The following is a 13,635-nucleotide window of genomic DNA, read 5'->3' as shown; positions in this document are numbered from 1 at the left end:
GTCGTTATTCTTTTAGTTTATCGAACTTAATTTTATTTAAAATTTCAATCGTATTACCTAATGTTTTTTGTGCTATTAATTCTGCCTTTGCATTAGTGTTATCAAATATCATTGCCTCATCAACTATTGGTAAATATATCTTAAATAAATTTATTAATCCATTGGCATATCGGCGTCTGATAACATCATTTTCAATATTATGACCACCTTCCTGGACTCTAGTTCTTACTCGTTCAATAGCCAGATTAACATCTTGAAGCCAAAAAAACAAAAGTATAACCTTATATCCTTTTTCCTGCGCCAGAATTACTTTTGATTTATAACTTTTTGTGGCTAATGTTGTCTCAAAAGCAAATACTTCATTGTTAGATAATAGCTCATTTATCCTATGTAACATTATTCTGCCAGCTTCAAAAGCAACTTTTTCTGGCTGAAAGGGTGATAGACCTTTCGCAATCTCATCTGCATTTACAAACTCCTTACAATTTAATATTTCTGGAAGTATTGTAAATGAAGTGGTTGTTTTACCTGCTCCATTACACCCTGCTATTATATAAAGATTTTTACTCATTTGAGCAAAGATAAGCAATTTCACATTTAATATAAATAGTTTATATTAGGTTCTGTCGCATCTATCAGAACCAAATATAAGAATTTAAGTGATTTAAAATTTAGCATGCCAGTTTACAGAATGATTTAAACATAGATTTCCCTGGTTTGACCATCTGATTCTTTCTAAGCATATGCACAACTTCAATTCCACTCAATGTTCGCCTAGCCGATTCAAAACTTTTAAAACCTAACCCGTTTTGTATTCGCCATTTTATAAATCGATGGTCCTGTTCTACAATATTGTTGAGATATTTACACTGCCGGATTTTAATTTTTGAGCATAAACGTTTGTTATATACTTTGATGGCTGCGATATTAGAACCGCTTTTATCAATATTTATTACTCTTGGCTGGTAATTATTACCAATTGCTTTAATTAGAAATGACTGAGCACTCATTCTTTGTCTTTTTCTAGTCAAAAGAAAGTCAACCGTATTGCCTAATTTATCTAATGCACGATATAAATAACACCATATACCTTTTTCTTTGATATATGTCTCATCCAATCTCCAAGTAGACCCTACTCTGCCTTTTTTCTTCTTCATCTCTGCCTCAAGCAAAGGTGCAAACTTATAAACCCAGCGCTGGATCGTGGCATGATCCACAAGCACTCCTCTAATCTTCATTATTTCTTCAACATCACGATAACTACTTGTAAATCTTAATTTGAAATATACTGCTTAAAGAATGATCTATTTTGGATAACAATTTTCTTTAATATTCATTTTTTGATCGCTTTAAAATTCTAAAGATAAAAGTTTTCCCCAGATGCGACAGAACCAACACATCGCTTTGTACTAAATGCTTTTTGATGATCTACTAGAGTGATATAAGTATTCCTGCTTGCTGTTATCCCTCTATTTATTTCGATTATGATTATACTTCAATACTTCTGATTCGATTTCTTGTATTGTTTTCTTTTTACCTTTAGAAATCCATTCTAAAAGTTCTTCTTCAAAAAAATACAGCTTTTTACCATATTTATAGCACGGAATTTTTCTCTGCCTTACAAGAGCGTAAATTGTAGGCTTTGCTTTTCCTATTAACCGGCTTGCTTCTTCCACACCAATAGGAATACTTTTTTCTTTAGATTCATATACCTGCACATTCTGAATCATAAGTTTAATCTCAGCAATTTCTTTCACTAAGTGTGCTACTGCTTTGGGCAGGTTCTCAAAAGAGATTTCGTTTATGTCCATAGCTATCGTTTTTAATAGTTATGGTGCAAATAAAAAAAGTGTTTTTGCTGTGTCCTACTTCACAACAAAAACATTTGAAAAATACAGTGTTTTATAACTATTGATATTTAAAAATCTTCCATAATCTTTATAAGACCTTTCTGTTCATCATCTTTGAGATGGGTTTTAATGCTGTTCTGCTCAACATCTTTTAAAGCCTCAGCAAAAGTCAGCTTTAAAAATTGTGCGGCTCTGTCCTGCCTGCTGACTTTAAAGCAATTCCAGATATTCCAGCCAAAATGATACAAATCGAGATTGGACAAATCCTTTACTTTTACCGGCTTAATATTTTCGAAATCTATTTCTTCAGCATATATGATTATATTCTTACCTAATTGTTTCAAATCATCGTCCGACGTATACATCGCAAACTCTTACTTTTTCCATCATTATCGTAATCTGTTGCAATATAATTATAACTATTAAACGAATCATTAGGAGTTATATAGGCTATATTTCTGTTTTCTTTAGCAAAAGTGGTACCTGTTGATAAATATCTGTACCAACCATTCCCCGATTCTATAGGAATCATAAAGTCCGATTTCCCATCACCATTAAAGTCACCTATCAAAATAGGTCTGCTTAATTGAATACTTGTATCTGTAGTTGGTGTTTGATATAATAAAATAAACTGTTTGTTGTCATTCAAGGAATAGACCCTTACTTTTCCAGTATCAAAAACATAAATGTCCGACTTTCCGTCCCCATTAAAATCAGCGACATAAGTTTTACTAGTCTCTAAAACAATTAATTTTCCAGCATTATTAACAAAATTTGAATTTAGTCGTCTGTCCAGATTCATAAAATAAGTATCGCCCGAATAATTACTTGTAGTGTGAAGCGGCTCATTATTTGAGTCGCAAGGTGCTAAGTAAGAATACTCAAGGTTCTCTTCTACAACTGCAATATCAGTTAATCCATCACCATTAAAATCACCATTAAGATAACGTTTCGGAATATTTACCGTATAAAAAAATGGTGGTCTAGTTGATGTACAACTTAAAGGATGCTCAGAATAATACGAGAATTTCGGAAAAGTATATGATTTTTCACCTTGAGGGTTTATAGAAGAAGGACCAACAGGATAAGTTTTAAAAGTGGTAAGATTTGTAGTTGGGTTAGTTTTTACAACTGTCCAGCCTTGACCATTCATAAGTTTGTTATTCGAACTTAACCAAGAAACTGGCAGAATTTCATCAAAAGCACCAGGCTCTTGAAGTAGTCCCAAATTTAGAATTGTTTGTGTGCCAGTATTAGGGGTGATACCAGTAAAAATCCAATATATTGATTTAGCTTCTACACCTGTCTTTGGATATAGTATGAAATCCATATTACCATCACCATCAAAATCTCCATTTACTGTAACAGCATTAGTCGAATTGACACTATTGACACTTAACACAGTGGGATTAGAATTGTAATTAATAGAATCATCTGTATTATTGTAGTTAAAAACTGTTGGATTATAACTTTTTGTATTATCTCCACTCTTTTCTGTAATGGAATACAATCGATCATATTTTTCTGAAGATTGAGCCATATTATAGTCTAGGACATAATTTCTGAATCCAATGTTATTTCCAGAAGATTTAATTTCCTTTAAACGATTACTTCTTATTATATTTTGTCCTCCAATATAATAATTTTCAGATTTTACTCTTGGTTCATATATAAATTGTATTTGATTTATGGGCGTAGTAGTTGTTAATGTTCCATATTTTATAGTAGCAATTTCCAATAAGTTATTTGCTTGGTTGTATAAATAACTAATTCGAATACCTTGCGCATTTTCCCAATATGTAATTGACCATTCTGTTATCGAACGTGAATCTGTAGAATTACCATAATAAGCTTTCGAACCGTCAGGATATTCTACAAGAAAGTAAGCTGGTCCAAAATTTACTCCACTTGGATGTATCCCATGAGAGGTAATTTTTATGTTGGAAAATATCTCTGTTTCATATGTTGTCTCATTGCCTCCATTAACCCCAGAAGTTCCATTTTTCACTAATAATCGTTGGCCGTCTAATGCAAATCGATCTAAAGCATCAAAATCAACCCCATCAATTGTACCATCATGGAATTTTGTGGCAGGGATTCTTGAAATTGATGATAATCCTGATAATGCCCATCCATAGCCCGCAGACCCATTTCCTCCCTGGCTGTTATAGTTTAAACTTACTTCTGGAATGACTCCATTAATTCCTGGGGGAACAGCTATTGGTACCGAGTAAGAAGCACCGCCAGACAAGGTAACTGATAAGTCGCCATCTGTAATACCTGCCTCACGCATGGGACCAGTAGGATTTGTTTGTTCTGTAGTAAAAAAACTAAGGCTTATAAAGAGAATCGTAAGGTAAAATTGCCTCATAATATTATTGCTTAATGATTTTTATTCTTTTTTGCTCTCCATTACTATATGATAATGATATGATATAGATTCCTGTGGGATAACTTTGAAAAGGAATATTTTGAAAGTTAGTTTCTTTTTTATTTTGGTATTCTGCTAATATTTGAGCATTCACTCCAATGACCTGTATAGATTTCACATAGTTTTCATTAACGAGATCCCATTTTAAGTAGAGTTCCTCTTTTACAGGATTGGGATGATATGAGATTATGTTTTCACTTGAAATTTCAAGTAAATCTTCTTCTATGATAGCTTCAATTTCTTTAACAGGTTTTGCAGTACCACAACTTTGACAAAATTCTCTAACGATTTGATTTCCTGTTATAGGATCGTAAGTAAATGTTAGTATTGGCTCCTGTGCTTTAACAACACAAAAAGTACTAAATAGAATGATTGATAAAATTTTTTTCATAATTGGTCACCATTTTTTACTAGATTAAAATGAGATAAAATTTTAGTTATTTTAAATGACAAACCTAGAGATAATTAAAACGTAAGATTTATAGTACATTAACTATGAACTATACTATTTTATCCTATTGTAGTTTAAAAAGAAGGAAGTCAATTTAATGTAAAAAGAAGTAAATCTTGACTTTATGAATACTAGAGCTGATATCTTATTTTTATAAATATGAAATATCTTTGGGTAGTAGAGTTTGTAAAAAAATAGAGCTATCCGCAAGAACAACTTACCAATACTCATCTGTGGGTAAAATAAAAAGAGCATTCCTAAATGGTAAAGCTTGGAATATTCAAAAAGATGCCGTATTTCCTTAAAAAGAAAATAAAACAAAAACAAGTAAGAACCTTTTACCCAATAGTTTCAATAAGGATATCAAACTATTTGAAAATGCTTTACAAATAAGGTTTTTAGTGTTATGATTCAAATCTTGCTTTCCCTTCCAAACGAAGAAAAGAAGTAAAAAAGGCAACTTTAACAATCTTTTCAAAAAACGCGCAAAACTTTCAAATCCAAAGATTCGTAGTTTTTTTTATAATCCTTATCAATGATTTATTAAAATGCTTAAAGGTTTTGTGGCAGAATTGTGGCACATAGAGTCACAGTGGGACACTTAAAGTCACATTTCCTATGAGTTCAAACATTAAGATTACCCGTATCTGCGAATTCTGTAAAAATGAGTTTACAGAACGTACAACAAAGACGCAGTATTGCTCGCATTAATCTTCCCGGCAGTTTTCACCACTTTAATGGATTCTTTTTAGTTAGACTTGGAGTTTCATTACACCAATTGTGTTTACTACAGTAGGCAATATTGATGGAATTGATGCCAATATAGGATTCATTGCCGATGCTTATGGGATAAGAATTGCGCTTTGCTTTTCACTAGGTCTTGCAGTTTTAATGTTGCTATTGATTTTGCGTTTTTTTAGAAATTATACCCTTTATTTAAATTCAGTACCCCCCCTTTATCAATAGTACAATTAGTGATCTTTTTAATTCTCTATAAAAAGAACTGTTCCCCTCCTCCATCACAAAATATCTTTGCACCTGTATTTTGTAATCCAAATGTAATATTCTTGTCTACTAAAGTATAGTGGCTCCATAACACCATTACAACTTGAAGTCTCATTCAGTAACAGAAAAAGATATAAAGCAAGTGAATTGTTAAAAATTCAGTCTAAAAGATAGTTATAAAGCTACTTTTTAGACTGAATCCTTGTGAATTCTATAGTTTCTCCTTTAGATCCATATCAGAATCATTTTATAGATTATGAAAAAACATCAAAATTTATTTGTTGTCTATATTATCATAACTAAGCATAACCCCCGAATAAATTTTAGTTTTTAAAGTTTAATTTTAATAAATATTATTTTATATTTTTGGAAGATGATTCTTAAACTTCCCTAAACTACAAAACCTTTAATTTTTTATATATGAAAATAAAATTACTAATACTATTATTAACAGTTTCTCTAAATTTTTATGGCCAAACAGGGTTTGATGAAAACATTATTGTAGGGAGTTCTTATACAACCAGAAGTCCTCAATTTGTTAAGGCAGTCGATCTTGATGGCGACAATGATTTGGATATTATCGCTTCTGGTGAAGAATTGAACTGGTATGAAAATGTTGATGGTCAAGGGAATTTTGGAGAAAAGAAAACCATCGCGGTAACCAATGGAGCTTCCACTTTGTATACTGTTGACTTTGATAATGATGGAGACCTTGATATATTAGGCTCAGCATACAATAAATTTGTTTTGTATAAAAATAGAGATGGTTTAGGGAATTTTGAAGTTATGCAAGATTTTACCCTAGGTACGCAAGCTTTAACAACAGTACCTAGTGATATAGATAGTGATGGCAATATAGATATTCTATGTTTTTATAATAACTATACTACTACTCCATCTAAGCCAAAGCTGGTTTGGTTCAAAAACGATGGTTCTGGAAAATTTGGACAAGAGCAAGTTATTACAAACAGTTATTACGATATAATTACAGCTTCATTCTTAGTTACTGAAGATCTGGATGGTGACAACGATAAGGATATTATCATTGGTTACAGAGATTATAATAAAATAGTATGGCTCAAGAATACGGATGGAAAAGGTACCTTTAGTACACCCAAAACAATAACTATTTTAGCTGGTGGATTAAGTTCGATTACTACCTCAGATATCGATCATGATGGTGATAGAGATATAATCTCTGCTTCAGCAAACGACAAGCAAGTCGTGTGGTATAAAAATCTAGATGGATTGGGTAATTTTAGTGATGAAATTATTATTGCATCCAATGCTGTTAGTACCAATGCTGTTTTAGTAACCGATATAAATAATGATAATAAAGTCGATATTTTATATACCAGTAAAAATGAAATTGGATGGATGAACAATACAACGGGTTTAGGAGATTTTGGCAATCAGCAAATTATTACAAATAAAGCGTTTGGAGTAAGATCTGTGATCACCGCAGATATTGATGGAGATGGAAAGAATGACATCGTCTCTGCATCTAGTGATGATGACAAAGTAGCTTGGTATAAACATATTGATGGGAACGGAAATTTTGGCAAGCAAGTTGTAATTGCCCGCAGAGTCAAATATCCAACCAATGTGTATTCTGGAGATTTTGATGGAGATAATGATATTGATTTATTAGTTAATTCTCAACATGATGCTAAATTAGCATGGTTTGAAAATGTTAACGGATTGGGTTTTTATGGCAAACAGCACATCATTACCGAAAGTGTCGAAGTTGGTAATACTATTCCTCGGGCATATCCTGTAGATATTGACGGCGATGGCGATTTAGATATTGCAAGTATAAATCGTTCAGTATTGTTTTGGTATGAAAATGATGGACTGGGGAATTTTACTACTGAACATTTAATTGACAACACCAGCTCTGCAGACCTTCTTCGTTCTAAGGACATGGATGGAGATGGTGACATGGATTTGGTTTGTGGAGTATATGATTCAAATAGAGTTTCGTGGTATAAAAACCTCGATTCCAAGGGTACCTTTGGTCCTGAACAAATCATTGCAGACACAGGAGGAACTAATGGTTCGCTAACCTCTTTGGAAGTAGCCGATATGGATGGAGATAATGATATGGATATTATTGCCTCTTCATATAATATGAATAGCTATTATTATAAGAATACGGATGGATTGGGAAACTTTGAATACCAATACTCATCTGCTTTTAGTAAGATGCAAGCGCTTTATCCTGCAGATATTGATGGTGATGGCGATAATGATGTGATTGGGGTAAGTGCAATGGGGGGAGATCCTTTTGATTCAGTTGTTTGGTATGAAAATATTAATGGAAAGGCCGATTTTTCCCTTAAGCATCATATTTCTAGATTGCCTATACAGGGCAAATCAATTCATGCGGCAGATATCGACAATGATGGTGATATTGATGTATTAACAGCATCGGGTAATGCACAAACTTCAGGACTACTTGCGTGGTATGCAAATGATGGAAAAGGTACTTTTTCTGAAAGACAAACAATCCACCAGATTTCTCCATATTTTGTAGGTTTAGACGTGAATACTGCTGATGTTGACAATGATAACGATTTGGATGTTTTAGCTGTATTTGGTTATGGTACCACAATTGGTAAAGTTTCTGTGTTTGAGAATCTAGGACCTTTGGGTAATAAGATACAAGGAAAAGTGTTAATTGATACAGATTCGAACGGATGTACAATTGCCGATGTAAAGGGAAGTAATCTTATGGTTGTTTCAGATAATGGAAGTAATAGTTTTGCAACTTTTACAGATCAAAACGGAGCATATCTTGTTGCAACCAATGAGGGAAATTTTACCACATCAATTACATCTCAGTTACCAGACTATTTTACTTCAAATCCAACGTCGCATGCTTTTAATTTTTCAGGAATGAATAATACCCATCTAGCTGACTTTTGTATAGCTTCAATTGGTGAAGTAAATGATTTAAATGTTAGTTTGTATCCTTCGCAAAATGATGTACGACCAGGTTTTGCTACAAACTATCGCATTGTTTACAGAAACACTGGCACTACAATATCAAACGGTACCATCAAATTTGAATACAATAACAATAAACTTAGCTTCCTGACTGCGACCGAAAATGTTTCCTCACAAACTGGCAATACATTGACTTTTAATTTCACAAATTTAAAACCGTTCGAGACCAAAACTATCGATTTGAACTTTACTGTTTTTGCATCACCTACAACTAATATAAATGAAAACGTTATTTCAAATGTAACTGTAATCCCTGATTCAGGAGATGATCATACAGAAAAAGATAATAACTTCACCCTAAAACAAACTGTTATTGGTTCATATGACCCAAATGACATTACCTGCCTTGAAGGAAAACAGGTACTAATTGAAGATGTCGACAAATTTCTTCACTACATAATCCGCTTTCAAAATACTGGTACTGCGAGTGCTATAAATGTAAGAGTGCAAAACATTCTGGACAACAAATTGGATTGGACAACTATGCAACTCGAGAGTATGAGTCACAATGGTAAGATAGAAATAAAAGATGGAAAGGAAGTTAAATTTATCTTCGATAAAATCAACCTTGCTGACAGCACGAACGACGAACTCAACTCACACGGTTTCATTTCTTATAAAATAAAACCACTAAACAATGTAGTCGCTGGTGATATCATCACTAATACAGCTGATATCTACTTCGATTTCAATCCAAAAATAGTTACAAATACAGCTTCAACACGTTTTTCAAGTACCTTGTCAGTTCTGAAAAACAATGCAAATGAATATAACATTTTTCCAAATCAAACAACCGGACTGTTAAACATTCATGCTAACACCATGATAGAAAAAATATCAGTAATCGATGTCAATGGAAGATTAATAAAAGAATTCCAATTTAATCCCTCTGTACTTTCTACTCAATTAGATTTAACACATGTAAGAAAGGGCATTTATTTCTTGAAAATTAAGTCCGATCAAGGTAATTCCAACAGAAAAATCATTAAAATATAACAAACACTAAAAAACTCTAATATTTAAAAATTATCTTATAAATTACCATGAAAGCATACCAATTGCTACACATCTTGTAGAAAATGGTTTGTAAATTATCTTGTAAGTGTCAATAACTGAAAAGCTCAATTCTTAAGAATTGAGCTTTTTTTATATCTTTTTGTGTTACTTAACAACTCATAAAAAACAACTATTTTGGTTCAGAAGAGGATACTTTTAATCTTTTTCCATTATACCTGCAAAGAAAAACATAGTCATCTAGTATCGTAATCTCTTTTAAAATTTCAATTTTATACAATGAAGCTACCTTCTTTAAAGCATACCTCAATTCATAATAGCTCAATCTGTAAAATTTAACTTTCATTAAATCTATTTTCCAAATGATAAGGTAAATTAATACGGATTTGTAATGATCTTATACATAGAGTGTAAACTAAGTGAATTGTTAAAAACTCAGTCAAAAAGATAGTTGTAAAGCTATCTTTTTTTTGTTTGTTACAAAAAGCTATCTTTTCGCCGTCTGTATTTTTTTAACTACTTAAAATTAGAGATCTCTTTGTTTTTTTAAAAACATAAAATCTTGATTTTAATCGCATTAATTCCATGAATTATCTATCTGTAGATAACTTATCGCTTTGTACTAAATGCTTTTTGATGATCTACTAGAGTGATATAAGTATTCCTGCTGGCTGTTATCCTTCTATTTATTTCGATTATGATTATACTTCAATACTTCTGATTCGATTTCTTGTATTGTTTTCTTTTTACCTTTAGAAATCCATTCTAAAAGTTCTTCTTCAAAAAAATACAGCTTTTTACCATATTTATAGCACGGAATTTTTCTCTGCCTTACAAGAGCGTAAATTGTAGGCTTTGCTTTTCCTATTAACCGGCTTGCTTCTTCCACACCAATAGGAATACTTTTTTCTTTAGATTCATATACCTGCACATTCTGAATCATAAGTTTAATCTCAGCAATTTCTTTCACTAAGTGTGCTACTGCTTTGGGCAGGTTCTCAAAAGAGATTTCGTTTATGTCCATAGCTATCGTTTTTAATAGTTATGGTGCAAATAAAAAAAGTGTTTTTGCTGTGTCCTACTTCACAACAAAAACACTTGAAAAATACAGTGTTTTATAACTATTGATATTTAAAAATCTTCCATAATCTTTATAAGACCTTTCTGTTCATCATCTTTGAGATGGGTTTTAATGCTGTTCTGCTCAACATCTTTTAAAGCCTCAGCAAAAGTCAGCTTTAAAAATTGTGCGGCTCTGTCCTGCCTGCTGACTTTAAAGCAATTCCAGATATTCCAGCCAAAATGATACAAATCGAGATTGGACAAATCCTTTACTTTTACCGGCTTAATATTTTCGAAATCTATTTCTTCAGCATATATGATTATATTCTTACCCAATTGTTTCAAATCATCGTCCGACGTATACATCGCAAACTCTTGCTGTGCATAACGGATGGCAATATCAATTCTGGCTTGTTTTTGATTTTTGATTGCATTTTGCCGCAGCTCCCTTATCAGCTGAATATCTCTGGCTGAATTTTTATTTTCAGACAATACGGGCTTAATTAAAGCACCCTGCAACTCCTCTTCCATTTTTTCAAGGTTTTCATTTGGAATGTGGCTTTCAGGCGATTCATTTTTTTTTGCCTTCAAAAAACGATTCACCAATCTCTCAGCCAAATCGTTTAGAAATAAACTTAGAATTGCAAACATTAAAATTCCAAATCCAGTGCTGATCCAGAAAAAAACGCCGGCTGTATATTCATCCGCACCTTTTTCCAGCAGCACCATTCTTCCGATTATGCCAACAAAAACGCAGACTAAAAAAACAGACAGGTAAACTGTAATATATTCAAAGTATTTAATTTTCATTGCGCTTATTTCTTTAAAGATTCCAATTGTATTGCCTGCGAGGCTCTGTTTTTCTTCTCATCTATTACTTTGGCATAGATTTCAGTAGTTTTTACATTGGTATGTCCCAGCATTTTACTGACCGTATAAATGTCTGTACCGCTCGATAATTGCAATGTTGCAAATGTATGGCGGAAGCAGTGGAAGGTAATATTTTTTTTAATGCCTGCCAATTCAATCCATTTTTTCAGAGGGCGTGAAATCCACGACGGGTCCGGCAGATCCTCAAAGACAACCTGTCCGGGAAGCCTCGGTTCTCCGCAGAGATCTAAAGCCTGCTGGGAAATAGGCATGTATTCGACACCCTTTGTCTTTTTCTGCGTGAAATGCAGTTTGGCCCTGCCGTCTTCCAGGCTTATCTCTTTCCAACGGAGCTTCTGAATGTCGGAATGCCTCAGACCTGTAAGCGCCGAGAAAAGCGCGGCTCTTTTAAGGACATCTTTTTCACATGGCGTTTGGACCAATGCATTCAATTCTTCAATGGTAAGATATTCACGTCTTGATTCCTGCTCAGGTATGCCTCTTATCTTTGAAGATAAATCAACGGTTAAATATCCATCAATAAAAGCCTGTTTCAAAGCGGCTTTAAATATGGAAAAATACGTTCCGGCAGTGTTGCGGGAAATGATTCCTTTTTTGCCTCCTCCGAGCGGGGCACCCAACAGAAACAGTTTAAAATCTTCCGCCATTCTGCTGTCAATTTGAGAAAACATGAGGCTGCCTTTGGAATAGCTCTTTAAAAACTCTCTGGTCCGCTGCCAATTGATCTGAATAGATTTTGAACTTCGGGCGTGCCTTTTAGCCGCCACCGCAGCAATGTATTTAATAAAATCCTCTTTTGCTTTTTCTTTCTGCTGAGCCAATAGGTTCTCAGCATCACTGTACAGATCTGTATTATCGTATTCTTTTTGCCGGATTTTACGCACTGCGTCAGCATAGAGCATTGTTTCACGGTCACTTTCGCTTCTGCAGATTATAATTCCGTTATCGCTGCGTCTGGGTTTATAGGATTTTACACCCTCTGCATCTGTACGGGCAGTTCTTTTCTTGTCCCACTCCACTGTTGTTACGGATCTGTTTAAATATTCACGGATTCTCTGGGGAGCTTTCTTTCCACAAACCTCAACAGGATAGCTTTCTATGTAAACATACCATTCCTTTCGGTCTTCTGCTTTTCGCAGGCGCACAGTCACCTTGGTTTTTGCTAATTGCTTCATATGAAATCATTTCCGTTATACAAGTTGTCAATTTCGCTTTTTGGGGCATATACATGCTTTCCAATCTGTCTGGTCGGGATTGAATATTTCCTGATGTGGCTGTAGACAGAACCTTCAGATATCTGAAATCTCTGGGCTATTTCACCGATGCAATAGCAGTCCTCTTTTTCAAGACTGTATAGTTTTTTCTTCGGTGGGCTTTCAGCCTGCTGCAGGATGCTTGCAGGGCCGAACATCTCTTCCATAACTCTGCGGTCTATTCTTATAAGGCGAGTCCCTAGATTAACTGAAGGAATTTTTCCCTGACCGACAAGCCGGTAAAGGGACTTATTGGGAATGCCAAAAAGCATGCCAGCTTCCGCAACAGAAATAAATGCCCTGTTCTGGGGTATTTTATCCGTAAGCGCTTTGATCTCCGCTTCATTCTTCAGCCGTATCATCTTCTGTTTGTATGCTTTTTTACTGCATACATGCGAGCAGTAAACAGAAGTCACGGTTTTAGGCAGAAATTCTTTCCCACAATTAAAACATTGTTTATCAGATCTTTTCATAGTCTTTGTCTCCCATTAAGGTACCATAAGGGTACATAAGTCCCACTTTGTCTCCTTTTAAGTGCCGGTACAAATATGGTACAAATATATGGCAAAAAACGATTAAAAAACAGCAGAAACAAAAAAGAATAAAAAAGAAAAACCGCTGTAAACATTTCGTTTACAGCGGTTTAACACTTAATATTAACTGATGTTA

At 33.7% G+C, this 13,635-nt stretch carries 10 protein-coding genes and 1 pseudogene; 1 reads left to right on the top strand and 10 read right to left on the bottom strand.

Annotated elements, in window-relative coordinates; translation table 11 throughout:
• Positions 1 to 4: 4 nt before the first annotated feature.
• The 6 genes and pseudogenes from LPB87_RS06175 to LPB87_RS06150 form a co-directional block, all read right to left on the bottom strand.
• Complete coding sequence (locus tag LPB87_RS06175; RefSeq protein WP_230605300.1) at positions 5 to 571, bottom strand: zeta toxin family protein; 567 nt, start codon at positions 569 to 571, stop codon at positions 5 to 7.
• A gap of 100 nt (positions 572 to 671) precedes the next feature.
• Positions 672 to 1,304, bottom strand: a pseudogene (locus tag LPB87_RS06170) (IS6 family transposase).
• 165 nt (positions 1,305 to 1,469) lie between these two features.
• On the bottom strand, positions 1,470 to 1,811 hold the full coding sequence (locus LPB87_RS06165) for a helix-turn-helix domain-containing protein (protein WP_230605295.1): 342 nt from the start codon (positions 1,809 to 1,811) through the stop codon (positions 1,470 to 1,472).
• A gap of 107 nt (positions 1,812 to 1,918) precedes the next feature.
• Positions 1,919 to 2,215 carry a hypothetical protein gene (locus LPB87_RS06160; RefSeq protein WP_230605299.1) on the bottom strand — a complete coding sequence of 99 codons (297 nt, stop codon included), beginning with the start codon at positions 2,213 to 2,215 and terminating at the stop codon, positions 1,919 to 1,921.
• Positions 2,191 to 4,221, bottom strand: a complete 2,031-nt coding sequence (locus LPB87_RS06155) for a VCBS repeat-containing protein (protein ID WP_230605298.1) — start codon at positions 4,219 to 4,221, stop codon at positions 2,191 to 2,193. The genes LPB87_RS06160 and LPB87_RS06155 overlap by 25 nt, the downstream gene beginning before the upstream one ends.
• 4 nt (positions 4,222 to 4,225) lie before the next feature.
• A complete protein-coding gene (locus LPB87_RS06150; RefSeq protein WP_230605297.1) occupies positions 4,226 to 4,672 on the bottom strand; it encodes a T9SS type A sorting domain-containing protein in 447 nt (148 codons plus the stop codon).
• Between the two features lie 1,485 nt (positions 4,673 to 6,157).
• Here LPB87_RS06150 and LPB87_RS06145 point away from each other — a divergent pair.
• Complete coding sequence (locus tag LPB87_RS06145; protein WP_230605296.1) at positions 6,158 to 9,742, top strand: T9SS type A sorting domain-containing protein; 3,585 nt, start codon at positions 6,158 to 6,160, stop codon at positions 9,740 to 9,742.
• A gap of 700 nt (positions 9,743 to 10,442) precedes the next feature.
• On the opposite strand, the gene LPB87_RS06140 is transcribed toward LPB87_RS06145, so the two are convergent.
• The 4 genes from LPB87_RS06140 to LPB87_RS06125 form a co-directional block, all read right to left on the bottom strand.
• Positions 10,443 to 10,784 carry a helix-turn-helix domain-containing protein gene (locus LPB87_RS06140; protein ID WP_230605295.1) on the bottom strand — a complete coding sequence of 114 codons (342 nt, stop codon included), beginning with the start codon at positions 10,782 to 10,784 and terminating at the stop codon, positions 10,443 to 10,445.
• A gap of 107 nt (positions 10,785 to 10,891) precedes the next feature.
• On the bottom strand, positions 10,892 to 11,632 hold the full coding sequence (locus tag LPB87_RS06135) for a hypothetical protein (RefSeq protein WP_230605294.1): 741 nt from the start codon (positions 11,630 to 11,632) through the stop codon (positions 10,892 to 10,894).
• A gap of 5 nt (positions 11,633 to 11,637) precedes the next feature.
• Positions 11,638 to 12,888, bottom strand: coding sequence for a site-specific integrase (locus LPB87_RS06130; RefSeq protein WP_230605293.1), 1,251 nt, complete (start codon positions 12,886 to 12,888; stop codon positions 11,638 to 11,640).
• Positions 12,885 to 13,439, bottom strand: coding sequence for a helix-turn-helix domain-containing protein (locus LPB87_RS06125; protein WP_230605292.1), 555 nt, complete (start codon positions 13,437 to 13,439; stop codon positions 12,885 to 12,887). The genes LPB87_RS06130 and LPB87_RS06125 overlap by 4 nt, the downstream gene beginning before the upstream one ends.
• Positions 13,440 to 13,635: the final 196 nt, after the last annotated feature.

The organism is Flavobacterium sp. EDS, from assembly GCF_020991525.1.
Lineage (GTDB): Bacteria > Bacteroidota > Bacteroidia > Flavobacteriales > Flavobacteriaceae > Flavobacterium.
The sequence above is the reverse complement of the archived record's forward strand: the minus strand, read 5'-3'. Positions and strand labels throughout refer to the sequence as shown.